The organism is Sanguibacter biliveldensis, from assembly GCF_033798665.1.
Taxonomy (GTDB): Bacteria; Actinomycetota; Actinomycetes; order Actinomycetales; family Cellulomonadaceae; genus Sanguibacter; species Sanguibacter inulinus.
Map to the genome: position 1 here is coordinate 236,921 of NZ_CP138359.1, position 24,879 is coordinate 261,799.

Genomic DNA, 24,879 nt, shown 5'->3' on the forward strand with positions numbered 1-24,879 from the left:
AGCAAGACGACAGAGCGCGGTGCTCCGACCGGTGATCCGGTCGGAGCGCCGCGCTCTGTCGTCTCCAGACGTGGTCGTCCTCAGACGTGGTCGTCGTCAGACGCGCACGACCTCCCGCACGACCGTCCGCGAGGCCGCAGCACCCGCGAGCACGAGCCCCGCCGCGACCCCCACGCTCACCACGAACTGCACCACGACAGACCATTGCGCGATCATCCCCGCGCCGAGCACCGGCAGCATGAAGAGCAGCGCGAAGCCTGCCGACGTCCCGACGGTCACGACGAGCGGGATGAAGGTCTCGCGCATCCGGGCAGAGTCGAGGACCCGCAGGTCCGTCCCGGCGAGGGACAGGGCGCGGTACTCCTCCCGCTGCGCGATGACGTTGCCCGCCTGCATCACGCCCGTCGAGACGGCTGCGAGCAGCCCGGCGATGCCGAGCGTGAGGTACCCGCCGGTCGCGACGTCCCCGAGGAACTGGGCGTCTTCGGGCGAGGCGCCCGACGAGGCCGACGAGAACAGCGACGTGATGCTCGCGAGCCCCGCGATGAAGGTCGCGAGCGCGACCCCGCCGACGCTGCGCCACGCCGTCTTGGGGTCGTCGATCATCCGGCGCCCTGCGAGCAGCGTCGCGGCGGTGCGGGCCCTGTGGGCCGTGACCCGCCCGACGACCCACACCGTGAAGGGTCCGACGAGGTTGAGCGTGGTGAAGCCGAGGACGAGCATCACCCCGATGACCGACAGCCCCACCTGTCCGAAGGACGTGGTGACGACCGCGAAGACGATGACGGCACCCACCGCGACGGCGGCGCGCAACCAGGTGAGCCCGGGCGGCTGGACCCGGTTGGCCACGCCGAGGGGCGTGATCGCGACCCTGCGCAGGCTCATGGTCGAGGACACCACGGCGATGAGCACGACCCCGGCGAGGGCCGCGAGGATGATCGGCACCCCCGTCCACAGCTCGGCGAGCTCGAAGGTGCGGCCCTGGAACCTCAGCAACGAGACCAGCGGGATCAGCGCGAGGTACCCGACGACACCGAGCAGGGCGCCCGTGACGGCCTGCGCCGTGGCGTCGAGGACCGTGAGACCGGTGACCTGGCCCGTCGACGCACCGGCGAGCCTCAGCGCGGCCAGCCGGGCGTCCCGGCGGGCCACGGCCAGGCGTGCGGCTGCGGCCCCGAGGGTCGTCAGCGGCACGACGAGCAGCCCCGAGGCGATCCACGCGAACATGACGTAGGACTCGGCGTCTGCGTCCGCTCCCGGTGCGGCCGCGCGGTCGACGAAGGCACCGACTCCGCCGAGCACGACGAGCAGGAGCGCTGTCGCGACCGCGAAGGCGATGATCGCCAGGGTGGTCGTCAGCCGTTGCGGGTCGCTGCTCGACGCGCCCCGGCGCCGCAGCAGCCGCCACAGAGACCAGGTCGCGGTCATCGGGCCTGCCCTCCGGGCTGCTGGGGTGCGGGTGCCTGCTGGGGTGCGGGTGCCTGCGGGGCGGACGGCGCGGTCGCCTGCTGAGTGGCGGGTGCCGGGGGCTGGTGACCCGCCGGGGCGTAGAACTCGCCCGAGACCAGGCCGTCGCGCATCGCCACGGTGCGCGAGCACCAGCGCGCGACCGTCGGGTCGTGCGTGACCACCACGAGGGCCGCGCCGCTGCGAGCCGCGGCCTGGGTGAGGACGGCCATCACCTCGGCTCCGGTCGTCTGGTCGAGCGCGCCCGTCGGCTCGTCGGCGAAGATCACGCCGGGCGAGCCGACGAGCGCCCGGGCGATCGCCACGCGCTGCGCCTGACCGCCCGAGAGCTCGCCGGGGCGACGGTCTTCCATCCCGGCGAGGCCGAGCTCGCCCAGCCGCACGGCGGCAGTCGCGACGGCCTGCGCCCGCGGCATGCCGCCGAGCATGAGCGGCAGCGCGGCGTTCTCGACGGCCGGGAGCTCGGGCAGCAGCTGGCCGGACTGGAAGACGAAGCCGAAGTCGGAGCGCCGCAGAGCCGTGCGCTGCGTGTCCTTGAGGGAGGCGATGTCCTGCTCCCTCCACAGCACCGACCCCGACGTCGGTCGCACGATCCCGGCGAGGCAGTGCAGCAGCGTCGTCTTGCCGGAGCCCGAGGGGCCCATGATCGCGACGGACTCGGCGGGGGCGATCGACAGGTCGACTCCCGCGAGGGCGTGGGTGGCTGTCGGGCCGGTGCCATAGACCATCTGCAACGACCGGGTGGCGAGGAGCACAGGGGCTGGGGGCGGGGGTGTGGGCTGCATACGTCCAGCCTCTCGTCCGCGGTGGTCCCCCCACATCGGGCGAGGGACGGGTCTGGGACGTCTGGGGGTCGGTCTCCGGGGGGAGCCGGGTGGGCGGTGGGTCACCTGTCAGGGGGACGGGGTCCTCGTGGCCCTGCACCCCGGGCGCGCTCGGGAGGGCGTCCCGACGGCCCATGCGTCGGCTGGGGAAGGCACCTGGCCAGGACGCCAGTTAGGCTCGGGACCGCCGCTCCGTCGAGCGTGCGGTGCGGACCGAGAGCTGTGGTCTGCACGCTGGTCGAGGAGCCGGCCGCCCCTGTGTGGGACGGCCGCGCAACGAGGTGGAGGAGTCGTCCATGGGCGTCGTCGTCGGGCTGTACAGGATCGCGGTCGCGGTGTTCGCGCTCATCGGGACGCAGGAGATCTGGCGGGACGGTGACCCCTCGGGTCTCGTCTACTTCACCAACCAGTCCAACCTGCTGCTCGCGGTCGTCTTCGTGTGGGCCGGGTTCGCGTCCTTCGCCCGTCAGCCCCAGCCGCCGGCCTGGCTCAAGGGTGCTGTCACGCTGTTCATCCTCATCACCGGGCTCGTGGCGTACTTCATCCTGCCGCCCGACGCGCCCGGAGAGCCGACTGTCGTGCTCGGCCTGACCGACGGGCAGATCGTCCACCAGCTCACGCCGGCACTCGCGCTGCTCGACTTCCTGCTCTTCGACCCGCACCGTCGCCTGCGGGTCAAGAACGCCGCGCTGTGGTTGCTCTACCCGGTCGCGTACTGCGCCTTCACGACCATCCGCGGCGTGGTGCTGCCGGACACGGACTACCCCTACGGCTTCGTCGACGTCGCCGAGATCGGGTACCTCGGGCTCGTGCAGAACGTCGTGCTCTACGGCGTCGGGTTCTTCGTGCTCGGTCTGGTGATCGTCGGGATCGACCGGGTGCTGCCGCGCAACCCTGTGCTCGGGCCGAAGGTGCCGGCCGGGTCGCGGGCGGGATCGGCGCGAGGGCGCGGTTCGCGGAGCCGGTCGGAGGGTTGACGCCGCCGCCTGCGGTGGGCAGGCGGGGGGACTGCGAGAGCCGGCCGCGCGACGACTGGTCGTCCGTCGAGAGACTGGTTGACGGCGAGGTCTGCTGCTGAGACCGGCAGCGTGTCGTGGGTCACGCAGACCTGATTTGGCGTCTGGGTCCCGGCCCCTGTAACGTTTCTCTCGGTTCACCGGGCGCCCGTAGCTCAACGGATAGAGCATCTGACTACGGATCAGAAGGTTGGGGGTTCGAATCCCTCCGGGCGCACCACAGGAGAGGCTCGAGATCATTGCGATCTCGGGCCTCTCCTCTGTTTTCGGCCTGGGCTCGCGGCTGAGGGTGCTCATCTCTGAGTAACCCTGAGCTCGGCACCATGCCGCACGACAGAGCCCCCCGCCCGCCCGTGAGGGTGGGCGAACGTTGAGGCCGAGCGTGAGTCAAGCCTCGAGGGGATGGGCTGCAGACCCGTGATCGCGTCAACGGAAGCAACAGGTGTGCGCGAGTGCGTCGGTTCGCGCCGTCGGTCGTTCGGTGACTTGGGTGAAGATCTCAGACTGTGAAGTTGATCATCTGTCATGCCTAGCATGTTCCTGTTAGGTTATGAGCACCGGGACTCATGTCACTTATGGTGGCCGAGTCCTTGGATCCATCTGGCGAAAGGAAGATGAACGTGGTTCCGACCCTGACGCTGGTTCGTCCTGAAACCACCAACTCGGAGTGCCGCCAGTTGCGGGCCGTTGGCAACGATGGGCTCACTGACGCTGAGCGCGAGACACTTGCGGCCGACTACCGCCGAGGTCCCGGACGCCAACCGGGTGAGCGCGAACTTGAAGATGTAGCAAATTGGCTACGCACCCAGCGTGACAACGCTCTCCTGGCATAACGCGGGCGACCACCACAGGCAAGCTCTCAGCGAGTTCGTCTGCACGGACCCGCCAAAGAGGACATACGACCGCAACCGCGGACGGCACCATCCGAGGCCGTGGGAACTCGAAGTGCAGTCCCACCTCCGTGGCCTCAGGACTCCTGCTGGCCCGGGGGAAGCGCTAGCGCTGGGGCTCGACGAACATGGGGTTGCCGCAGCTGCCCATTTTGGGTTCGACGACACCCGGTCCCAGTTCATGATCTGGTCGGTGGCTCGTGCTCATCGTTGCTCGGGCCTGGGCTACGGGCGTGAGGCGCTCGAGGTCTCTCTAGCGGTGATGAAGGCGACGAAGGAAACCTACGATCTGGACCTTGGCGTGTTCACCTACGTCGATCCGAGGAACAAGGCCAGTCGCAACATGGTGCAAGCAGTCGGATTCACCTACCTCAACATGTACGACGGGTATGAGGGTTGGGTGCGCGACGTCTGAGCGTTGGCACAGAGGAAGCGCCCCGCCACCTCACGAGAAGGAGCGGGGCGCTCAGTCTTGATGTCCCGATCACTCGAATCCCTCCGGGCGCACCACCCGAACGAACGGCCTCAGTCCTCGGACTGGGGCCGTTCGTCGTTGGTGGCACGCCGACGTGCCTCGCCGACCGGACCCCGGCGTGATGCGTCGCTTGGCGCAGCGGCTACCTCCGCTGTCAGGCGGGCAGGCGCCCGCTCAGCACCAGGATCACGAGCACCAGGCATCGGGGCTCGACGTGACGTCGAGGTCGTCGGTGGCAAGCCCTACCTCCGTCGGCACACCTGCGGGGACGTCTTCGATCTCGACCGGCTCCGCGGTCCGGGTGCCGGGCTCCGGGTTGACCCAGAACCTCACCTCGATCTGGTCGCACGGTCGGACCGAGAGGACCGTCACCACGACGCACGGTGTCCCGTCAGCACACCCTTCGGGGGCCTGGCCAGACGGCGCGTGATAGTCGGAGTGGTAGAGGCCGTGGTTGCCCGTCTCGTAATCGAGGTGGCTTCCCACGATCACCCCCGCGAGGTCCTTGCCGAGGGTCAGGTTCTCGGCGCGGTCTCGCTCGATCGCTGCGTCGATGTCCGCCATCGCCCGCTCACTCTGACGTTCGAGGTAGGCGAAGAAGATCGGTCGGATGTTGACGATGACCCCGAGCACGGCGACGACCGCGAGCACGGCCAGCGTGCGTCCAGCGAGCCGCCAGGGCCCGGGTGGGCCGGGACGCCCGGCGGGGCGCAGCGGGCCCAGGGCCGGGGGCGGTCGCAGGTCCATGCCCAGATGATGCCACTTCACCCCGCTGCCCTGACCTGCGGGAGTTCTCGCTCTCAGGCGTTGTCGGTACTCTCAGTCCGACCCCGGCCAGCAGACGTGGCGCGCCGACGCGCCCGTGCACCCCGCGCTGGCCACCGCACCCAGGAGCGCACTTGTGATCCGCATCGGCATCGTCGAGGACGACGCGGCGAGCGCACGTCTGCTCGTCGAGCACCTGCGCCGCTACGAGCGCGAGCACGACGAAGACTTCGCCATCTCGCTCTTCGAGGACGGCAGCAAGGTCGTCGCTGGCTACCGCCCGGACTACGACATCTTGCTGCTCGACATCCAGATGGCCGAGATGGACGGCTTCACCGCCGCGGAGAAGATCCGGCAGGTCGACAGCGACGTCATCATCGTGTTCATCACCAACATGGCCCAGTACGCGATCCGCGGCTACGAGGTCGACGCGCTGAGCTACGTGCTCAAGCCCGTGCCGTACTTCGCGTTCTCGCAGGAGATCAAGCGGTCGCTCCAGCGCATCCGGCGGCGGTCGGCCGACTACCTCATGCTGTCGGTCGACGGGTCGCTCATCCGCGTGGACACAGCGCAGATCGTGTTCATCGAGAGCATCAAGCACCGCGTCGTGGTGCACACGACCGACGGCCAGTACTCGATGGTGGGTGCCCTCAAGGCCATGGAGGCACAGCTCGAGGGCAAGAACTTCTTCCGCAGCAACAGCTGCTACCTGGTGAACCTGCGGCACGTGACAGGCGTCAAGCAGAGCACCTGCCAGCTGGTCGGCGGCCACGACCTCACCATCAGCCGGCCGCGCAAACGGGGCTTCCTCGACGCGCTGACCGACTACGTGGGCGGCCGCGGCGCATGACTCTCGACGTCCTCCCGGACATCCCGCGCGAGCTCACGGGGCTCGCGGAGTGGGCGGCGTGCATGATCTACGTGCTGCTGCGCCAGAACCGCCTGAGGCCGACGCGCCTCGCGCTGCTGTCGGCTGTCGCGCTCGGCGTGCTCGTGGGGGTGCAGGCCGGTGCGGGGATGCTGCCGCTCGGGTGGTGGCCCGTCGGCATGGCGGCGTCGGCGGCCTGCATGTACCTGTTTCTCTACGCGGCGACGAGCGCACCGGTCCGCGACGCCGGGTACTTCTGCGCCCGCGCGCTCGTGCTCGCGGAGCTCGTCGCGGCGCTGCACTGGCAGATCCACTGCTTCTTCTTCCTCCTCGGTGATGCCCACCCCGGTGACGCCGGGCTGGGTGGCCCGGCGCGGGTCCTCACCTTCGCGGTCGTCTACGTGGCCGCCTTCGCGATCGCGTACCTCGTCGAGGCACGCCACTTCAGGCCCTCGCAGCCCCTCGACGTCACGGGGCGCGACCTCGCCTCGGCTGCGGCGATCGCCCTCGTGACCTTCGGCATGAGCAACCTCAGCTTCCTCAACGCGAGCACACCCTTCAGCGGGCGGCTCGGCTTCGAGATCTTCTACATCCGCACCCTCGTGGACCTCTGCGGCTTCGTCGCGCTCTACGCCCAGCAGGGCCAGCGGCTGCAGCAGCACGCGAAGGGCGAGCTCAAGGCGATCGACGAGATCTTGCGCAGCCAGCACCAGCAGTACCTGCAGTCCAAGCGCAGCATCGAGCGGGTCAACCGCAAGTACCACGACCTCAAGCACCAGGTCGGCGTGATCCGCGCCGAGGTCGACCCGCGCAAGCAGGAGTCGTACCTCGACGAGCTCGAGGCGACCATCAAGGACGTCGAGTCGCAGAGCAAGACCGGCAGCAGCGTCCTCGACGTCATCCTCACCACCAAGCACCTGGAGTGCGTCGAGCGGGGTGTCGACCTCACCTGCGTCGCGGACGGCAGCCTGCTCGGCTTCATGACGGTCATGGACGTCAGCGCCCTGCTCGGCAACGCCCTCGACAACGCGATCGAGGGGGCGTCGCGCGTCGAGGACCCGCAGAAGCGCCTCGTGAAGATGGCGCTCTTCGCCCGGGACGACCTCGTGGTCATGACCTTCGAGAACTACTTCGACGGCGAGGTGCGCACCGAGGGCGGGCAGATCGTCACCCGTCGCGGCGACCGCGACAGGCACGGCTACGGCCTCAAGAGCATCCGGTACACCGCCGAGAAGTACGGCGGCTCGATGACCGTGCGTACCGACGGCGGCTGGTTCGTCGTGCGGCTGCTGATCCCCGTCCCGCGCGACTTCGTCCGCACCGAGCCGACGGCTCTCGAGATCAGCTGACCGGCTGTCCGCGGCTGCCCGGCGGGCCCGGGGCGCGCGGCGCCCCGAGGCACCCACGGGGCCGTGCCTGGCCGGCTCTCGAGGGCGGCGCTCACGCGCGCTGATCCGACGCGAGCCACGCCTGCGCGGTCGTCTCGTCCGACGCAGCCTCGTCCGCGCAGCCGTCTCGTCCGGCCCGAGCACCACCGCGCACCAAGCCCCACCTGCCCCGGTCTCCCCACCCCACCCCGACGCCCGGCCCAGCCCCTCCGCCCCCGCCTGGGACCGCTCCCGGCGACAGGTTGTGCACCCAGAACGACAGGTTCTGCAGGACGGCCAGGCGCGGCTCCCGGGGTGCGCTTCAGTGGTCTCGCTGGGACCCGACGACTGTGGTGGGGGCCCGACAGTCGATGACGACACGCGTGCGTCAGGCACGCGCAAGGAGAGGGAAGGTCGATGAAGACTACGACGACGGCACCACGTCGCCACCGCACGACGAAGGGCATCCAGGGAGCAGCGGCGCTCACCGGTCTGGCGATGCTCGCGATCGCCGGGTGCTCCGGCAGCACCCCGGCGGACGGCACGACCGAGGGCGCCACAGGCACCTTCACGACGCGTGAGGTCACCGACGGGAAGACCACCTTCACCGTCGTCACCAACCCGGGCGACGGACCTGTCCTCTCCTACGGCGCAGACAGCGGCGTCGAGATCCTCTCCGAGGAGGTCGACGGCTCGACCCTCGCCTTCAAGGACATGAACGCCAACGGGACCCTCGACACGTGGGAGGACTGGCGCGAGGACGACAGCGTCCGCGCAGCAGCCCTCGCCGAGGAGCTCTCGGTCGAGCAGATCGCCGGGCTCATGCTCTTCAGCTCGCACGAGCGCTCACCCGCCGACGGCATCACCGACGCGCAGAAGACGTACATGGAAGAGTCGCGCCTGCGCAACGTGCTCAACGCCGGCCCCAACGACGTCGAGGCCAACGTCACGTGGTCCAACCAGCTCCAGGCGCACGCCGAGTCGTTGGTCACCGAGGACGAGCCCTACGTCCCGGTCAACTTCAGCTCTGACCCGCGCTCGACCGCGGAGAGCGGCGGCAGCTACAACGCCTCGGGCGACATCTCGCGCTGGCCCTCGAACCTCGGCCTCGCCTCGACCTTCGACGTCGCGCACGTCAGCGCCTTCGCCGAGATGTCCTCCGCGGAGTACCGCGCGCTCGGCATCACCACGGCGCTCAGCCCGCAGATCGACCTCGCGACCGAGCCGCGCTGGCTCCGGGTCGACGGGACCTTCGGCGAGAACGTCGAGCTCACGAGCGAGATGGCCGCGGCCCTCGTCGACGGGCTGCAGAGCTCGCCCGAGACCGACGGCTGGGGCGAGGAGTCCGTCGCCGCGATGATCAAGCACTGGGCCGGCGACGGACCGGGCGAGGGCGGTCGCGAGTCGCACACCTCGGTCGGCAAGTACGGCGTGTACCCGGGCGACAACTTCGACGCGCACACCGAGGCCTTCCTCGGTGCCGTCGACTCCGCGGCCGTCATGACCGCCTACTCGATCGCCCTCGACGGCGACGGCGAGCCGCTGTTCGGCGAGCGCGTCGGCAGCGCCTACGACTCCGTCCGCACGGGTCTGCTGCGCGAGAGCTTCGACGGCGTGGTCGTCACCGACTGGGCCGTCACCGCCGGCGGCAGCACCGACCCCGACGCGATGATCGGCACCTCGTGGGGAGCCGACGACATGACCGTCGCCGAGCGCCACTACGCGGTCCTCAAGAACGACGTCGACATGTTCGGCGGCAACAACGCCGTCGAGCCCGTGCTCGAGGCCTACGACATGTGGCAGGCCGACTTCGAGGCCGGGACCAACGACGTGGACGCCGACACCCGGTTCCGCGAGTCCGGCACCCGCATCCTCACGATGCTGTTCCAGCCCGGCCTCTACGAGAACGCCTTCCTCGACCTCGAGGAGTCCGAGGCCGTCCTGGCCTCCGAGGACAAGGTGGCCGCCGGCTACGCGGCGCAGCTCGCCTCGACGGTGATGCTCAAGAACGACGGCGAGACCGTCGCCGCCTCCGACGTCGAGTCGTGGAAGGACAAGACCGTCTACATCCCGCGGTCCTACGACACCGGCTTCGACGGCACCTTCGGACCGGGCGAGTACGTCGAGGGCCCTGGTCTGGACGTCGAGACCGCCGAGCAGTACTTCGGCACCGTCGTCACGGACGAGGCTGTCGAGGACGCCGACGGCGTGGTCACCAGCTACACGGCTCCCGACCTCACCGACGTCGACCTCGTCCTGGTCGGCATGACCAGCCCGAACAACGGCAGCAACTTCACGAGCGCAGGCCAGGACGCCGAGACCGGCGCCTGGTACCCGCTGTCCCTGCAGTACCGCCCGTACACAGCGGACGGCGAGAACGTCCGTGAGGTCTCGATCTCGGGGGACATCCTCCCGGACGGCACGCAGGAGAACCGCTCTTACCTCGGTGCCACGTCACGGATCGCGAACGAGTCGGCCCTCGACTCCTTCGAGCGGGCGACGGCTGCGGTCGAGGCCAGCGGCAAGGACATCCCGGTGATCACGCTGCTCAAGGCGAAGAACCCGACGGTCCCGACCGAGTTCGAGGCCGCCTCCGACGCGATCCTCGTCGGCTTCGGCATCAGCGACCAGGCGCTCATCGAGGTCGCCCTCGGCCTGCACGAGCCCCAGGGCCGTCTGCCGATCGGCTTCCCGGCGTCGATGGACGCCGTCGAGGCGCAGCTCGAAGACGTCGGCGAAGACACCGAGCCCTACGTCGACTCGGCCGGGAACGCCTACGAGTTCGGATTCGGTCTGAGCTACTCAGGCCCGATCACCGACTGAACCAGAGCACGAGCCCGGGTGGTCGGCGGCGCACGCCGCCGGCCACCCGGGGACCGGCCCGGCAGGCGCGACCAGCGCCCGCAGGTACCGGGACGCACGACAGGCAGCGGGACAGGCCCGCCGCCACACCCCACCTCACCTCACAGGAGAAGACATGAAGCGGAACACGATGCTCACCAGGAGCCTCGGTCTGGCCATCGCGGTCACGGCGACCTTCGGGCTCGCCGCCTGCGGGAGCGACGACAGCAGCTCGACCGACTCCTCGGCGAGCGCCACGACAGCAGCAGCCGACGGAGGGTCGGACACCGCAGCTGCGGACGTCGACGTCGCCGAAGACCTCGAGGCCGCCCGCACGGCCGTCGCCGACGCGCTCGCCGAGGACGACTCCTGGGGTCAGATCATGCTGGCGAGCGACGTCAAGGCGCCGACCGTCAAGTACGGCATGCTCGTCGTGCCGTACACGCCCTCGGACGCCGCCTCGCGCGTGCAGGGCACCGTGACGATCACCGACGGCGCGTACACGATCGACGCCGACTCCGCCGCGACCGGCGAGACCTGGGTGATCGACCAGGACGGCACCATCACTGCTGCCGAGTAGCAGCAGCGCCCGGTCCTCAGGCCGGGCACCCCGCGGGACGCCGGGCCTCCGGCGCACCGCAGCACCACCCGATCGCAAGGCAGCGGTGAGCAGCGAGCATCCCACCCCCTGACCTGATCACCGCTCGCACCCGAGGGAGAACGCAGTGAACGCCAAGGCGAAGAATGCCGATCGCGCGAAGACGCCGATGTCGAACAAGAAGTACCTGGGGATCTGGGTCCCCGTGCTGGCCACGGTGACCGTCGTGACCGTGGTGGCCAACGTGGGGCTCAACGTCGCGGGCGGCTGGGTCGCGTCCCAGCTCGGGTCCGGGACGTACACCTTCACGAACGCCGAGAAGTCTGCTGAGTGGGACACCGACTACTACAGCTCAGACTTCGCCTCGATCGACGAGGTCGACGAGGCTGCCAAGGCCCTCGTCGAGGAGATCGCGGCCTCGGGCATCGTCCTGGCCAAGAACGAGGCCGGCGCACTGCCCCTCGCGGCGTCCTCGAAGGTCACGATGCTCGGCCGCGCGGCGGCCGACCCGGTCTTCGGCGGCTCCGGCTCGGGCTCGGTCGACACGAACTCTGCCGTCACCGCGCGCGGTGGGCTCGAGAACGCGGGCCTCACGGTCAACGACACGGTCTTCGGCGTCATCAGCACCTTCGCCGAGGAGAACCCTCGCGGGCACATCGAGATGGACAACCCCGAGGCGTCGACGTACACCGTCGGCGAGCTCCCGGTGACCTCCTACGAGGCGCAGGCGGGCTCCTTCGCGGAGAACCCCGACGCGGGGATCATCTTCATCGGCCGACCCGGCGGCGAGGGCGGCGACCTCACGCAGGACATGGTCGCCGAGGGCGAGACCGCCGAGCCCGGTGAGCACCAGCTCGAGCTCAACGCCGACGAGCGCGACCTCGTCGAGCTCGCCAAGGACAGCTTCGACACCGTGGTCGTCGTGGTCAACGCCTCGACGACCCTCGAGATGGGCGCCCTCCAGGACGACCCCGAGATCGACGCGATCCTGCTCGCCGGCTCGCCCGGCGCGACGGGCTTCAACGCCCTCGGTCGGGTCATCACGGGTGACGTGAACCCCTCGGGTCGCACCGCCGACCTCTGGGCCGCGGACTTCACGGCCGACCCGACCTTCGCGAACTTCGGCGAGTTCGTCTACGACAACATCGAGGCGTCCTTCCCCGTCGCCGCGATCGAGACCGCCACCTCCAACGCGACCGTCACCCCGGACGCCCCCTTCGTGAACTACGCCGAGGGCATCTACGTCGGGTACCGCTACTACGAGACGGCCGCGGCCGAGGGCTTCCTCGACTACGACGAGGCCGTCGTCTACCCCTTCGGCTACGGCCTGAGCTATTCCGACTTCGCGTGGGAGCTCGTGGGCAGCGAGGCCGGTGCCGTAGACGGGACGATCTCCGCGACTGTCGAGGTCACCAACACCGGTGACGTCGCCGGCAAGGACGTCGTCGAGCTCTACTACTCCGCGCCCTACACCCCCGGTGGCATCGAGAAGTCTGACGTCGTGCTCGGCGGCTTCGCCAAGACCGGGCTGCTCGAGCCCGGTGCGAGCGAGACCGTGACCCTCGAGATCGCCGTCGAGGACATGGCCTCCTACGACCACCTCGACCAGCAGGCCTACGTGCTCGAGGCCGGCGACTACGCGCTCACACTGCGCACCGACTCCCACACCGTCGCACCCGGCACCGAGCCGATCACCTACACGGTCGACTCCGACGTCGTGTACTCGGGCGAGGACCACAGGTCGACCGACCTCTCCGAGGTCACCAACCGCTTCGACGACGTCTCGGCCCAGTTCAGCACGGAGCCGACAGAGGGCAAGGTCCTCTCGATGTCGCGGGCCGACTTCGCCGGGACCTTCCCGACGGCGCCGACCCCGGACCTCTTCGTCGCGAGCGACGCGACGGTCGAGGACTTCAAGCCCTGGGACCACGAGGCACAGGCTGCTGCCTTCGACGGTGAAGACCCGACGACTGACGCAGCGACCGAGACGGCGCTCGTCGACCTCCGCGGCCTGCCGAAGGACGACCCCGCCTGGGACTCGCTCCTCGACTCGCTCTCGACAGGCGACATGACCGACATGCTGCTCAACGGCGCGTACCAGACGGCTGCGATCGGCTCGATCGCCAAGCCGGCGACCGTCGAGCCCGACGGCCCCGCCGGGCTGTCCTCCTTCATCAACTCCTCGATCAACGGTGTCGCCTACCCGTCGCAGGTGCTCATCGCCCAGACCTGGGACGTCGAGCTCGGCTCCGCGATGGGCACGATGATCGGCAACGAGGTGCTCCAGAAGGACCTCAACGGCTGGTACGCCCCTGCGGTCAACCTGCACCGCTCGCCCTTCGGCGGACGCAACTTCGAGTACTACTCCGAGGACCCGCTGCTGTCCGGAGCGCTCGCGACAGCAGTGTCGAACGGCGCAGCGAGCAAGGGCGTCTACACGATGCTCAAGCACTTCGCGCTCAACGAGCAGGAGACCAACCGCGTCAACAATGGCATCGCGACGTGGGCGACCGAGCAGACGATCCGCGAGGTCTACCTCAAGCCCTTCGAGATGGTCGTCAAGGACACCTCGATGCCTGTGCGCTACATCTCCGACGACGAGGGCACCATCGCCGAGACGACCATCGGCGCCGGCGGCATCATGAGCTCCTTCAACCGGATCGGCGCCGTGTGGGCCGGTGGCTCCGAGGCGCTCATGACGGACGTGCTGCGCGGGGAGTGGGGCTTCGAGGGCTTCGCCATCTCGGACTTCAACCTCTACCCGTACATGAACCCGAACCAGAGCATCAGCGCCGGCACGGACCTCACGCTGACCTTCCAGCCGTCGAAGTCCCTCGCCGACACGGAGTCCGCCAAGGCCCGGACCGACATCCGGGAGGCGACCCACAACATCTTGTTCACGGTCACCAACTCCAACGCGATGAACGGGATCGCCCCCGGCGCGACCGTCGACTACACGCCGCCCACCTGGGTCTACGTCCAGATCGGCGCGAGCATCCTGCTCGGGCTGCTCGTGGCCGGCGGCATCTTCATGGTGACGCGCCGGGTCCGGCGTCACCGCGGGGCCGACAGCTCCGTGGTCGCGACCGAGACGCACGACGAGCACGTCTCCGCCTGACGACGAGTCGTCGCCCCGCGTCAGGCAGGTGGTCTCCACCGCCTGCCTGACGCGGCCCTGGACCTGGCCCCTGGACGGAGCCCTGTCCCAGACCGGGCTCACGAGGTGCTGGACCCGCCCTACCCAGCACCCGCCGGACGCCCACCCCCGGACACACGAAGGAAGCAGCAGGTCATGACGGCAGAACTCACGGTCCTCGAGAAGGCCGCGCTCCTCAGCGGGAAGAACGTGTGGGAGACCCGCGCGGTCCCGCGGGCGGGCATCCGGTCGCTGTTCCTCGCGGACGGACCGCACGGCGTCCGCAAGCAGCTGGGCTCCTCCGACCACCTCGGGCTGCACGCCTCGCAGCAGGCCACCTGCTTCCCGACGGCCGCGACGATCGCGAACAGCTGGGACCCCGAGCTCGCCGAGGAGATCGGCCGGGCGCTCGGAGCCGAGGCCGCCCACCAGGAGGTCGACGTGCTGCTCGGCCCGGGGCTCAACATCAAGCGGAGCCCGCTCGGCGGCCGGAGCTTCGAGTACTTCTCCGAGGACCCGATCCTCTCCGGGAAGCTTGCCGCGGGGTACGTCCGTGGCATCCAGTCCCAGGGTGTCGCGGCCTGCCCCAAGCACTTCGCGGCCAACAGCCAAGAGCTGCGCCGCATGGTCAACGACTCCGTCGTCGACGAGCGCACCCTCCGCGAGATCTACCTCACCGGCTTCGAGATCGTCGTCGAGGAGTCTGCGCCCCGCGCGATCATGTCCGCGTACAACCTCGTCAACGGCGTCTACGCCAACGAGAACCCCCACCTGCTGCAGACGATCCTGCGCGACGAGTGGGGCTTCACAGGGGCCGTCGTGACCGACTGGGGCGGCTCGAACGACATCGTCGAGGGCGTGCGCGCAGGCAGCACCCTCGAGATGCCGGCTGCGGGCCTCGACTCGGCGCGGCAGCTGGTCGCGGCGGTCGAGGACGGCCGTCTGCCGCTCGCCGACCTCGACGCCCGGGTCGCCGAGCTCCGCACCCTCGTGGCCGAGTCCCGCACACCGGGGACCGCTGCCCCGGTCGACCAGGACGCCCACCACGCCCTGGCCCGCCGGGCCGCGGCCCGCAGCGCCGTCCTCCTCAAGAACGACGACGCCCGGCTCCCGCTCGCGGCAGGCACCCGGGTCGCCGTGATCGGCGACTTCGCGCAGACCCCGCGCTACCAGGGGGCGGGCTCGTCGGCGGTGAACCCCACCCGACTCGACAGCATCCTCGACACGATCGACGGCAGCGGGCTGACGACGACGGGCTTCGCGCAGGGCTTCCGGCGGGGCAGTGCGCCCGACGCCGCCCTCGTGGCCGAGGCCGTCGCGGCAGCCCGCGGAGCCGACGTCGTCCTGCTCTTCCTCGGTCTCGACGAGATCGCCGAGTCCGAAGGGCTCGACAGGACGCACCTGCGGCTGCCCGACGCCCAGACCCAGCTGCTCGCAGCCGTCGCGGAGGCCAACCCCGAGGTGGTCGTCGTGCTGAGCGCCGGAGGTGTCGTCGAGATGCCGTGGGCCGGGTCGTGCCGTGCGCTCGTCCACGGGTACCTGGCCGGGCAGGCCGGGGCCGGTGCGCTCCTCGACGTCCTCACCGGGGTCGTCGACCCGTCGGGTCGGCTCGCGGAGACCGTGCCGCTCTCGCTCGCCGACACCCCGACAGCCCTGACCTTCCCCGGGACCGAGCGCACAGCCGAGTACCGCGAGGGCCTCTACGTCGGCTATAGGTACTACACGACGGCCGGCGTCCCCGTCGCCTTCCCCTTCGGTTTCGGGCTCTCGTACACGAGCTTCGAGCACAGCGACCTCGTGGTGTCCCAGGACAGCGTGCAGGTCACGGTCCGCAACACCGGCGAGCGCGACGGCGCCGACGTCGTCCAGGTCTACGTCCGACGGGACTCGGCGGGTGTGCACAGGCCTGACCGTGAGCTCAAGGCCTTCGCCCGCGTCGAGGTCGCCGCGGGGGAGAGCGTGGTCGTGACGATCCCGCTCGACGCCAAGGCCTTCCGCCACTACGACGTCGAGTCGGGTGCGTGGCAGGTCGAGCAGGGCGAGTACACGGTGCTCGTCGGCGCGCACGTCGACGACCTCAGGCTCTCCGCGCCGCTGACCGTCCGCGGCACGAAGCCCGCGGGACAGCCGGACCCGGCGCTGCCCGGCTACGTCTCGGGCCGGGTGCAGTCTGTGCCTGACGCCGAGTTCGCCGCGCTGCTCGGGAGGTCCCTGCCGCAGGCCCGCTGGACCGGCGAGCTCGGTCCCAACGACGCCCTCGGACGGATGGGGACCGCGCGCAGCCCGCTCGCGCGCCTCGCCCACAGGGTCCTGACCTGGCAGCTGCGGCGCAGCGAGAAGAAGGGCACGCCCGACCTCAACACGCTCTTCCTGCTCAACATGCCCTTCCGGGCGATCGGGAAGATGACCAACGGCTGGGTGAGCACCGAGATGGTCGACGGCATCGTCCGGGTCGTCAACGGCCACCTGCTGACCGGCGGGGCGGCGACGGTGCGCGGCCTCGTCCGCAACCTGCGCGCCAACCGTCGGACCGCCCGCGCGCTGCGCGACGCGTCCTGACCGCGCACCCCCCCACCGCTACCCGAGCACCGACCGAAGAGAGATCGAACATCATGGTCACGCGCCTCAAGGCCGCCTGGAGCCGATTTGCCGAAGCCCGACCGGGCGTCGCGCAGTTCGTCGTGTTCTTCGCGCTGAGCAACGGGGTCACCGCCCTCCAGCTCGCGCTCATGCCCCTCGTCAAGTGGGCCTTCAGCCACACCGCGCTCATCGACACAGCGTTCCAGCACTGGCAGATCGGGTCGAACACCGACGGCTCGGCGTACTACGTCTTCGACTACGCCGCGGGCGCCCTGCCGCTCGGCGGGGGCGGTCTGGCATACTTCCTCGCGGTCCAGATCACCATCCTCGTGGCGCAGGTCATCAACTTCTTCGCCCAGCGGAGCATCACCTTCAAGTCGAGCAGCAGCATCGGCCGGGCGGCGTTCTGGTACCTCGTGGCGTACGTCCTCATCACCATCGGTGCCGCGGCCCTCCAGGGCTTGTACAAGGCGCCGATCTACGACCTGCTCATCGACACCTGGGGGCTCGGTGGGACGGGGGAGACGCTCGCCGACTTCGTCACCGTCATCATCAACAGCGCGATCTCCTTCTGGGTCTTCTTCCCGATCTTCAAGGTGATCTTCAAGAGCGACCCCGTCTCCGGGGCCGCCGCTGAGCCGAGCGAGCAGAAGGCATGAGCACCCAGGCGCACGTCCCCACCCACACCCGGCACGACGTGCCGGCACCCCGTCGACGGGGTGCGACGGCCGGGCCCCGGACGGGGGTGTCCGTCGTACCTGTCGCCAGGGTCGACGTCCTCGCGCCGGTCCCCGAGCCGCTGCTGTCGGTCGTGGTCCCGAGCTACAACTCGCAGGACTACCTCGACAGGTGCCTCGACACTCTCGTGGGCGCAGGGTCCGAGCTGGAGATCATCGTCGTCGACGACGGCTCGACCGACGGCACCGCAGCCCTCGCGCAGACCTACGTCGACAGGTTCCCCGGTGCGGTGGTGCTCGTGAGCAAGCCGAACGGCGGTCACGGTTCCGCCATCAACACCGGGCTGGCGCGGGCGCGGGGCCGGTACCTCAAGGTCGTCGACAGCGACGACTGGGTCGACGAGACGGCGCTCGCCCAGGTCCTCGACACGCTCCGCGGCTTCGCGGTGTCAGGGTCGGACGTCGACCTCGTGGTGTCGAACTTCGTCTACGAGAAGGTCGGCAAGCGGCGCAAGGTCGCGGTCCGCTACCGCAACGCGCTGCCGCGCGGCCGCGTGTTCTCCTGGTCGCAGACGCGGCGGTTCCGCAAGCGCCAGTACCTGCTCATGCACTCGATGATCTACCGCACAGGTCTGCTGCGCGAGGTCGGCCTCGAGCTCCCCGAGCACACCTTCTACGTCGACAACCTGTACGCCTTCGTGCCGCTGGCCCGCGTCCGGTCGGCGTACTACCTCGACGTCGACCTCTACAGGTACTTCATCGGCCGCGAGGACCAGTCGGTCCACGAGTCCGTGATGCTCCGGCGCCTCGACCAGCAGCTCCGGGTCAACTGGATGATGCTGCGCCACCTGCGCTCGACCGAGGTCGAGGACAAGCGGATGCGCGACTACAGGCTGCACTACGTGCGGATCATCTGCGCGGTGTCGTCGATCTTGCTCGTCCGGTCCGGGACCCGCGCCTCGCTCGCGGAGAAGGACCAGCTGTGGGGCGAGATCCGCCGCGAGGACCCGTGGCTCTACCGACGCCTGCGCTGGAGCGCCATCGGCCAGCTCACCAACCTCCCCGGCCCGGCCGGCCGCCGCGTCTCCGTCCTGGCGTACAGGGTCGCGCAACGGGTGGTCGGCTTCAGCTGACCGCAGGTGGTCGACGGTGTTGTCCACCCCCTCTTGTCTGGCCGTTCAACCCGGGCCTAGAATCGTGGCGTGAAGCCGCAGAAGACCCGCGACGTCATGAAGCACCTGCGGGACTTGGGGTGGGTCTTCCTCAGGGACGGACAAGGCAGCCACGAGGTCTGGGGGCTTCCTGACGGCTCGGCGAAGATCGTGATCCCTGCTGGGCACAAGGAAGTGTCGGCGGGAGTCTTGCAGCAGCTGAGGCGCGCAGGCGTGTCGCTCCCCGAGTCGTGGCAGTAGAGAGGTCGGTCGATGGACAAGGCAACGTACGCCGTCGAGGTCGTCCGTGACGGACGCTGGTGGGTCTTCGAGATCCCCGAGCTGGGGACGGGCGGGCAGGCGATGAGCCTGGCGGAGGTCGAGCACGAGGCGCAGGGAGTCGCTGCGATGTGGCTGGACGTGCCGCCGGAGTCGGTCTCGGTGGACGTCTCGGTGCGGACGCCGGAGAGCGTCTTGGCGGAGTGGAGGCAGGCCGCCCTGGACGAGGAGCAGGCGCGAGCGGCGCAGGTGCAGGCTGCCGCACGGCGACGCGCCGCGGTCGACGCGCTCCTCGAGCAGGGGTGGACCGTGATCGACACGAGCTACGTCCTCGGTATCAGCAAGCAACGCGTCTATCAGCTCAGCACTGTCAGGGACCGTGAGAGGTCGAGCACGCCGCGCCGTCGCGCCGCTGGCTGAGTCCTGCCGCCCGAAGCCTCAGTCCGCCGAGGAGTCACCACCCGCCTGCCCACGCCGGACTGATGTCCCCATGGGCGGTTGCTGCCTGAGGCGGCAGACTGGGCGCACCGCTCCCCACGGCAGGTGGGGCGCCCGGCAGGAGGTCTCCGTGAGCAAGCCGTCACGACCGGTGCCGACAGCACCAGCACCGCCCGGCTCGACCGGCTCGACCGTCCCGGACGACCGGCCGACGAGCGCCCTGCGTCAGGCGGCGCTGCGGCTCGCGACGTCCGCGGTCACGACAGCCTTCAGGGTCTACCGCATCCACCCGGCGATCTGGCGCTTCACGGCCCGCAACTACCACCCGGCGATGGAACGCTTCGCCAGGCTCAACGCCTGGATGATCTGTCAGCACGCCTACCTCGACGTCCCCGCGTACACGCGATACGTCGAGGAGGGCGGCTTCAGGTTCCGCTGGTGGGACCTCACGAGCTACCGCCCGACCTCCAAGCACGACTACGTGGACCGCTACCCCGAGGACGAGCGCTGCTGGCACGGCGTCATCGAGACCGTCGGGACCGTCGTCGACGAGTCGAGCGGCTCGTCGGGCACGCCGTACAACTGGATGCGGTCGAGGCGTGAGCTCAACACCGTGCACAAGAACGTCGCCGGCTACATCACCCAGCTCTTCGGCACGCAGCGGCTCTTCGCCATCAACGCCTTCTCGATGGGGGCCTGGGCCACGGGCACCAACACCGGCATCGCGATGTCCAAGATCGCGATGGTCAAGAACACCGGCCCGGAGATCGACAAGATCGTCGACACCCTCCGGCACTTCGGGCCCCGGTACACCTACCTGGTCAGCGCCTACCCACCGTTCCTCAAGCACCTGCGCGACCGCCTCGACGCCGAGGGATTCGACTGGGACCGCTACGACCTCAACGGCTTCGTCGGCGGCGAGGCGCTCACCGAAGGGCTGCGCGACTATCTCGAAGAGCGCTTCGGGCGCGTGTACTCCGGCTACGGCGCCTCCGACCTGACGATCGGCATGGCGGGGGAGAGCGACCTGTCGGTGTGGCTGCGCCGCGCGCTGCTGACCAACGACAGGCTGCGCACCGAGATCCTCGGCGAGGAGGAGCACCGTACGCCGATGATCTTCCAGTACAACCCCCTCGAGACCTACCTCGAGACCACCGCCGACGACGAGCTGCTCGTCACGCTCAACTCCTCGGACATCATGAGCCCCAAGCTCCGCTACGACATCGGCGACGAGGCGAAGATCGTCACCTTCCCCGAGATGCGCGCGGCCGTGCTCCGTGAGCCCGGCGGGGAGCGGTCCCGTCTTGCTCTGGCCTTCGAGCGGGTCTTCGCGGCCCAGCGGATGAAGCTGCCCTTCGTGCTGCTCTTCGGCCGCAAGGACTCGACGATCTCGTACATGGGCGCCAACATCTACCCGCTCGACGTAGAGAACGGCCTCTACCTCGACAACCCGCACGCCGGCTCCATCGAGTCCTTCCGCCTCGCTCTCGTCGACGTAGGCGCGCACGAGCAGCGCCCGGTGATCCACCTCCAGCTCCGCGCCGACGCCCACCTCGACGACGCTGGACGCGCCGAGCTGGCCGAGCGCTCTGCTGCCGGTGTCCTCACCCACCTCGCCGCTGTGTCACGGGACATCGCCCAGTCCCTCGAGGAAGACCCGACCGCGGCCGACGTGCGCATCGAGGTCCACACGCACGGCACCGGGCCCTTCGAGGGCGGGAGCACCAAGATCAAGAACGTCTACCTCGTCGACGAGTCCGACCGGAGCCCGGGCTCTGCCGGTGAGTTGCCAGCCGCGGCTGTCGACGACGCCCGCGAGCGCTGATGCGGACCACGGACTTCTCCCGAGCGCCGCGGCAGGCGCGCGCCGCGGCGATGGTCGTCGCCGAGGTGGCCGAGATGCCCGAGCTCACCGACTCGCCTGACGCGCCAGGCGCGAGGGCGTCGGGCAGCAGTGGCAGCAGTGGCCGAAGCGGCACCAGCGTCGACGTGCGCCGGGTAGCCCTCTCCTGGGCGCGCCGTGCTCGCCGGACCTCCGCGACGGTCGACGGTGCCGTCTGGCAGACGGCCTACAGACTGCGCGGGCCCGAGCGGGTCCGAGGTGTCATCGCCTACCTGGAGACAGCGGAGCAGGCGCTCGCGCTCGCGGGGGCGCTCGCGGCGGACGGCCGGGGAGCGACGGTCCGCACCCGCGTCCTGGTCGCAGAGGAGTCCGGGTACTCCAACGGCGTGTGGCGCGCGGAGGGGCCGACGATGGCGCACGTCGAGCGCTTCACGCCAGTGACCCGCGAGGTCGAGCACGGGGTCGAACCGCCGCTCGTCGCCGACCCTCGCGTCACCAAGCGGGGCGCGAGCAGTCGACGAGGCGGCCGTGCAGGTCGCAGGCCTCGGGGGCCTGTGCGAGTCCCCGGGTCACCGGTCGACGCGCACGCGATGTTCATCGGTGCCACCCGGTACCGCGGGCTGCGCTCGTGGTTGGTCCTCTCGCGGGAATGGTTCCCCATGGTCGCGAAGATGCGTCGCATGCACGGGTACCTGTGGCACGCCGTGTACTGGGAGGCGCCGTTCACGCTCGGCACGCTCGCGTTCTTCGAGACGCGCGACGACCTGCTGGTCTTCGCGCGGCTGCCCGAGCACCGTCGGCTCATGCAGTGGATCACCCGGGGGACGCGCAACGGGACGGGCGGGTACATCCGGCTGCACGTCGCCGCCGAGCCCCGTGGCACCACGGATGGGGGCGACCGGGTGGGCGTGCACCGCCCGGTCGGCGACCGCGACGCCGCGGACACGCACGGCACGGCTGACGAGCACCCGGCCGGGGGCCTCGCGTGATGGTCGAGACCGTCCGCACGCGGCGCCAGCTGCGGGAGTTCCTCGACCTGCCCGGACGGCTGCACCCCCGGGACCTCGCCGTCCCGCTCCTCGCCTCGACCGTCGAGTCGTGGTGGCGCGGGACGAGCCCGCACCCCGGCCCGGTCGAGCTGCTGCTCGTCCGCGACCCGTCCGGGACCGTCGTCGGACGCTCGACCGCGCACACCGACACCCGTCTCGACGCTCGGCTCGGCGTGCGCTCGCTGCTCTTCGGGGCGACCGAGATCGCCGACGACGCGGCTGCCGCGGCGCTGGTCGACGCCCTCGACGAGCGGGCCCGTGCCGCTGGGGCAGAGCAGCTCTTCGGTCCGGTGTCCCTCCTGCCGAACCAGGCCGGTGGTGTCATCACCTCGGGTTTCGACGAGCGCGGTTTCGTCGACTCGGCGTGGAACCCGCAGTGGTACCCGAGCATGTACGAGGCCCTCGGCTTCGAGCGGTGGGGCGAGTCCGACACGTGGGTGGTCGACGTCCCCGCGCCGGGTGCCGCGCTCGTCGGCGACGGAGCGAGTGCTGGTCCTGGGGAGCGCAGCACGGCCGCGGAGAGGCCGACGTCCGACGAGTGGTCGCGCGCCGGCCTGACGCTCGAGCACGGCACCCGGCGGAAGGTCCGGCACCTGGTGCCCGAGCTGCTCACTCTCCTCAACTCCTCCTTCGCGCAGCTGCCGTACTACACGCAGATCACTCCCGAGGAGATGGCTGCGGCGACCGACGGCCTGTCCTTCCTGCTCGACGAGAGGCTCCTGCTGCTCGCACGGGACGCTGGGTCGGGTGAGGCTGTGGGCTTCGTGCTCGTCATCCCCGACATCACGCGGTTCCTCCAACGCTGCGGCGGCAGGCTCGGCCCGCTGCGCCAGCTGCAGCTGCTCGCGACCCGCAGTCGGTACCGCGAGGAGGCCGTGCTCGTGGTGCAAGGCACCGAGCCCGCCCGGCAGGGGCAGGGCGTGCTGTCGCTGCTCACCCGTGAGCTGCACGCCAACCTCGCCGCCGGCAGGTACACGCGGCTACGGAGCACCTACGTCGGCCGCGACAACCCCGGCTCTGCGCGAGCCTTCGCCCGGATGGGCGGACGCCCGCTGCACGGGTACACCTTCTACACCCGGGGCGTCGTCCCCTCGACCGCCCGACCGGACAGAGGACTCACATGACCGACCGCGCCCACGCCGACCGCCGCAGCACCGACGACCCCGTGGATCGCCGAGCGGCGCCCGACGCCCTGGACGCCCGGCTCGCAGGCTACGTCCGGGCAGCCGGCCGTGCCCCGTCCGCGCACAACACGCAGCCGTGGGCGCCGCGCGTCGTCGACGGAGCCGTCGAGGTGTCGGTCGTCCCGAGCCGCACGCTGCCCGCGGGCGACCCGACGTTCCGGGACCTGCTGCTGTCTCTCGGGACCTGGGTCGAGAGCCTCGCCGTCGTCGCGGCTGCGGACGGGCTCGTCGTCTCGGTCGAGCCGCTTCCGGCGCTGTGCCTGCTCGAAGACCTCCCGGTCGAGGGTCCGGCCGACCCTGAGCGCCCGGTGCTGCGGCTGACGTTCACCGATGCCGATACCGACGTCCATGCCCATGCCTCTGCCGGCGGCGGCACCCCGGGCCTGACGACCACGGACGGCTTCACAGCGGCGCACGTCCGTGACCGGCGGGTGTTCCGTGGGACGCTCCTGCCGGCCCCGGACGTCTGGCGCGACTCTCCGCGGCTACCTGGCTGGTTGCGTCTGCTCGAGGTCGACGACCCTGCGATGCGACAGCTCGTCCGCCTCGGCACCGCGTACACGGCGTCGCGGCCGACCGTCGCTGCCGAGCTGGTCCGGTGGCTGCGCCTGAGCCCAGACCACCCCCGCTACGCGCTCGACGGCATGACCGACCAGATGCTGGGCCTGCCCGTACCTGTCGCGCGTCTGGCCGCGCCCTTCACCCGGCGCCCCGCGCTGCACGACCCGCTGGTCGCCATGGCTGGGATGGTCGGCCGCGCGGCCGAAGGGCTCGGCCGCGGCCGCCCGCTGCCACGGCGTCCTGAGGACCGGTCCGACGTCAGGGTCCGTCACCTCGTGCTCGTCGCGGACCCCGGGTCTCGTGCCGGCACCGCTGGCGTCAGCGGCGCCGGACGCGCCACCGTGACGCAGCCTGTCGAGAGCCGCATCGGCATCCCCGAGGACGCAGCCGTCGAGGCCGGTCGGGCGCTCCAGCGCCTCTGGCTGCACGCCCACGTCGAAGGACTCGCCGTCGCACCGCACTCGGAGGTGGTCGACTCGCCCGCCGCCCACGGGGCTCTCCGCCGTCGGCTCGGCCTGCGACGGTCCGAGGTCGCACTCTCCGTGTTCAGCACGGGGATCGCGAGCGGTCCGGTGGCACGGTCACCGAGGCTCGACGGAGCCTGACCTCGCAAGAGAAGGCTCTCCGGGCCGGGTGCTGGGACGACGACTTCGACCGGATGCTCCTCGCCTTCGGCGAGCACGTCCGGAGCGGCGCCACGCTCGACGAGACGTCGCTCTCACGTGTCGAGAGAGCCCTCGGCAGACTCCGTGGAGGCCGCTTCGACAGGACCGCTGTCGACGTGCTGACCGAGAAGTCCGTGCGCTGGGTGCTGCGCAACCCCGACCGTGTCCCTCTGCCCACGCCGGAGTATCGGCGCTGACGGCGCGC

20 protein-coding genes and 1 tRNA gene are annotated in these 24,879 nt (G+C 70.3%); 18 read left to right on the forward strand and 3 right to left on the reverse strand.

Features of this window, described 5'->3' with window-relative positions; translation table 11 throughout:
* Nucleotides 1–96 precede the first annotated feature (96 nt).
* Both SANBI_RS01055 and SANBI_RS01060 read right to left on the reverse strand, forming a co-directional pair.
* On the reverse strand, nucleotides 97–1,428 hold the full coding sequence (locus SANBI_RS01055; RefSeq protein ID WP_319158118.1) for an FtsX-like permease family protein: 1,332 nt from the start codon (nucleotides 1,426–1,428) through the stop codon (nucleotides 97–99).
* On the reverse strand, nucleotides 1,425–2,252 hold the full coding sequence (locus SANBI_RS01060; RefSeq protein WP_319158120.1) for an ABC transporter ATP-binding protein: 828 nt from the start codon (nucleotides 2,250–2,252) through the stop codon (nucleotides 1,425–1,427). Before SANBI_RS01060 ends, SANBI_RS01055 begins: the two co-directional genes overlap by 4 nt.
* A 335-nt stretch (nucleotides 2,253–2,587) precedes the next feature.
* Between SANBI_RS01060 and SANBI_RS01065 the strand changes: the two genes are divergently transcribed.
* The 3 genes from SANBI_RS01065 (at nucleotide 2,588) to SANBI_RS01075 (ending at nucleotide 4,612) form a co-directional block, all read left to right on the forward strand.
* Nucleotides 2,588–3,268, forward strand: a complete 681-nt coding sequence (locus tag SANBI_RS01065) for a Pr6Pr family membrane protein (protein ID WP_319158122.1) — start codon at nucleotides 2,588–2,590, stop codon at nucleotides 3,266–3,268.
* A gap of 183 nt (nucleotides 3,269–3,451) precedes the next feature.
* A tRNA-Arg gene (locus SANBI_RS01070) sits at nucleotides 3,452–3,527 on the forward strand.
* Between the two features lie 590 nt (nucleotides 3,528–4,117).
* Nucleotides 4,118–4,612, forward strand: a complete 495-nt coding sequence (locus tag SANBI_RS01075; protein ID WP_319158124.1) for a GNAT family N-acetyltransferase — start codon at nucleotides 4,118–4,120, stop codon at nucleotides 4,610–4,612.
* A gap of 246 nt (nucleotides 4,613–4,858) precedes the next feature.
* Here SANBI_RS01075 and SANBI_RS01080 read toward each other — a convergent pair whose 3' ends face one another.
* Nucleotides 4,859–5,419 carry a hypothetical protein gene (locus tag SANBI_RS01080; protein ID WP_319158126.1) on the reverse strand — a complete coding sequence of 187 codons (561 nt, stop codon included), beginning with the start codon at nucleotides 5,417–5,419 and terminating at the stop codon, nucleotides 4,859–4,861.
* A 154-nt stretch (nucleotides 5,420–5,573) separates the two neighbouring features.
* On the opposite strand from SANBI_RS01080, the gene SANBI_RS01085 reads away from it, so the two are divergent.
* The 15 genes from SANBI_RS01085 (at nucleotide 5,574) to SANBI_RS01155 (ending at nucleotide 24,871) form a co-directional block, all read left to right on the forward strand.
* On the forward strand, nucleotides 5,574–6,287 hold the full coding sequence (locus tag SANBI_RS01085) for a LytR/AlgR family response regulator transcription factor (protein WP_319158128.1): 714 nt from the start codon (nucleotides 5,574–5,576) through the stop codon (nucleotides 6,285–6,287).
* The gene (locus tag SANBI_RS01090; RefSeq protein WP_319158130.1) at nucleotides 6,284–7,654 is read left to right on the forward strand and encodes an ATP-binding protein; all 1,371 of its coding nucleotides are present in this window, start codon (nucleotides 6,284–6,286) and stop codon (nucleotides 7,652–7,654) included. The genes SANBI_RS01085 and SANBI_RS01090 overlap by 4 nt, the downstream gene beginning before the upstream one ends.
* A 435-nt stretch (nucleotides 7,655–8,089) precedes the next feature.
* A complete protein-coding gene (locus SANBI_RS01095) occupies nucleotides 8,090–10,495 on the forward strand; it encodes a glycoside hydrolase family 3 protein (RefSeq protein ID WP_319158132.1) in 2,406 nt (801 codons plus the stop codon).
* A 154-nt stretch (nucleotides 10,496–10,649) separates the two neighbouring features.
* Nucleotides 10,650–11,093, forward strand: a complete 444-nt coding sequence (locus SANBI_RS01100) for a hypothetical protein (protein ID WP_319158134.1) — start codon at nucleotides 10,650–10,652, stop codon at nucleotides 11,091–11,093.
* 145 nt (nucleotides 11,094–11,238) lie between these two features.
* Nucleotides 11,239–14,229: a glycoside hydrolase family 3 C-terminal domain-containing protein gene (locus SANBI_RS01105; RefSeq protein ID WP_319158136.1), complete on the forward strand. Its 2,991-nt coding sequence runs from the start codon at nucleotides 11,239–11,241 to the stop codon at nucleotides 14,227–14,229.
* A gap of 174 nt (nucleotides 14,230–14,403) precedes the next feature.
* On the forward strand, nucleotides 14,404–16,806 hold the full coding sequence (locus tag SANBI_RS01110; RefSeq protein WP_319158138.1) for a glycoside hydrolase family 3 C-terminal domain-containing protein: 2,403 nt from the start codon (nucleotides 14,404–14,406) through the stop codon (nucleotides 16,804–16,806).
* Between the two features lie 53 nt (nucleotides 16,807–16,859).
* Nucleotides 16,860–17,486, forward strand: a complete 627-nt coding sequence (locus tag SANBI_RS01115) for a hypothetical protein (RefSeq protein ID WP_056135231.1) — start codon at nucleotides 16,860–16,862, stop codon at nucleotides 17,484–17,486.
* A complete protein-coding gene (locus SANBI_RS01120; RefSeq protein ID WP_319158141.1) occupies nucleotides 17,483–18,637 on the forward strand; it encodes a glycosyltransferase family 2 protein in 1,155 nt (384 codons plus the stop codon). Before SANBI_RS01115 ends, SANBI_RS01120 begins: the two co-directional genes overlap by 4 nt.
* A gap of 69 nt (nucleotides 18,638–18,706) precedes the next feature.
* Complete coding sequence (locus tag SANBI_RS01125; RefSeq protein WP_319158142.1) at nucleotides 18,707–18,916, forward strand: type II toxin-antitoxin system HicA family toxin; 210 nt, start codon at nucleotides 18,707–18,709, stop codon at nucleotides 18,914–18,916.
* Between the two features lie 12 nt (nucleotides 18,917–18,928).
* Entirely contained in the window at nucleotides 18,929–19,354 is a 426-nt protein-coding gene (locus SANBI_RS01130; protein WP_319158144.1) for an antitoxin HicB, read from the forward strand.
* A 148-nt stretch (nucleotides 19,355–19,502) separates the two neighbouring features.
* Nucleotides 19,503–21,197, forward strand: coding sequence for a phenylacetate--CoA ligase family protein (locus SANBI_RS01135; RefSeq protein ID WP_319158146.1), 1,695 nt, complete (start codon nucleotides 19,503–19,505; stop codon nucleotides 21,195–21,197).
* Complete coding sequence (locus SANBI_RS01140; protein ID WP_319158148.1) at nucleotides 21,197–22,204, forward strand: hypothetical protein; 1,008 nt, start codon at nucleotides 21,197–21,199, stop codon at nucleotides 22,202–22,204. Before SANBI_RS01135 ends, SANBI_RS01140 begins: the two co-directional genes overlap by 1 nt.
* The gene (locus SANBI_RS01145) at nucleotides 22,204–23,388 is read left to right on the forward strand and encodes a hypothetical protein (protein WP_319158150.1); all 1,185 of its coding nucleotides are present in this window, start codon (nucleotides 22,204–22,206) and stop codon (nucleotides 23,386–23,388) included. The genes SANBI_RS01140 and SANBI_RS01145 overlap by 1 nt, the downstream gene beginning before the upstream one ends.
* The gene (locus tag SANBI_RS01150; protein ID WP_319158152.1) at nucleotides 23,385–24,614 is read left to right on the forward strand and encodes a hypothetical protein; all 1,230 of its coding nucleotides are present in this window, start codon (nucleotides 23,385–23,387) and stop codon (nucleotides 24,612–24,614) included. Before SANBI_RS01145 ends, SANBI_RS01150 begins: the two co-directional genes overlap by 4 nt.
* A gap of 53 nt (nucleotides 24,615–24,667) precedes the next feature.
* Entirely contained in the window at nucleotides 24,668–24,871 is a 204-nt protein-coding gene (locus SANBI_RS01155; RefSeq protein ID WP_319158153.1) for a hypothetical protein, read from the forward strand.
* The last annotated feature ends 8 nt before the right edge of the window (nucleotides 24,872–24,879 follow it).

Coding starts and splice junctions, on each gene's coding strand:
- SANBI_RS01055 (WP_319158118.1), bottom strand. CDS start 1,428: ATGACCGCGACCTGGTCTCTGTGGCGGCTGCTGCGGCGCCGGGGCGCG.
- SANBI_RS01060 (WP_319158120.1), bottom strand. CDS start 2,252: ATGCAGCCCACACCCCCGCCCCCAGCCCCTGTGCTCCTCGCCACCCGG.
- SANBI_RS01065 (WP_319158122.1), top strand. CDS start 2,588: ATGGGCGTCGTCGTCGGGCTGTACAGGATCGCGGTCGCGGTGTTCGCG.
- SANBI_RS01080 (WP_319158126.1), bottom strand. CDS start 5,419: ATGGACCTGCGACCGCCCCCGGCCCTGGGCCCGCTGCGCCCCGCCGGG.
- SANBI_RS01090 (WP_319158130.1), top strand. CDS start 6,284: ATGACTCTCGACGTCCTCCCGGACATCCCGCGCGAGCTCACGGGGCTC.
- SANBI_RS01095 (WP_319158132.1), top strand. CDS start 8,090: ATGAAGACTACGACGACGGCACCACGTCGCCACCGCACGACGAAGGGC.
- SANBI_RS01100 (WP_319158134.1), top strand. CDS start 10,650: ATGAAGCGGAACACGATGCTCACCAGGAGCCTCGGTCTGGCCATCGCG.
- SANBI_RS01110 (WP_319158138.1), top strand. CDS start 14,404: ATGACGGCAGAACTCACGGTCCTCGAGAAGGCCGCGCTCCTCAGCGGG.
- SANBI_RS01115 (WP_056135231.1), top strand. CDS start 16,860: ATGGTCACGCGCCTCAAGGCCGCCTGGAGCCGATTTGCCGAAGCCCGA.
- SANBI_RS01120 (WP_319158141.1), top strand. CDS start 17,483: ATGAGCACCCAGGCGCACGTCCCCACCCACACCCGGCACGACGTGCCG.
- SANBI_RS01130 (WP_319158144.1), top strand. CDS start 18,929: ATGGACAAGGCAACGTACGCCGTCGAGGTCGTCCGTGACGGACGCTGG.
- SANBI_RS01140 (WP_319158148.1), top strand. CDS start 21,197: ATGCGGACCACGGACTTCTCCCGAGCGCCGCGGCAGGCGCGCGCCGCG.
- SANBI_RS01145 (WP_319158150.1), top strand. CDS start 22,204: ATGGTCGAGACCGTCCGCACGCGGCGCCAGCTGCGGGAGTTCCTCGAC.
- SANBI_RS01150 (WP_319158152.1), top strand. CDS start 23,385: ATGACCGACCGCGCCCACGCCGACCGCCGCAGCACCGACGACCCCGTG.
- SANBI_RS01155 (WP_319158153.1), top strand. CDS start 24,668: ATGCTCCTCGCCTTCGGCGAGCACGTCCGGAGCGGCGCCACGCTCGAC.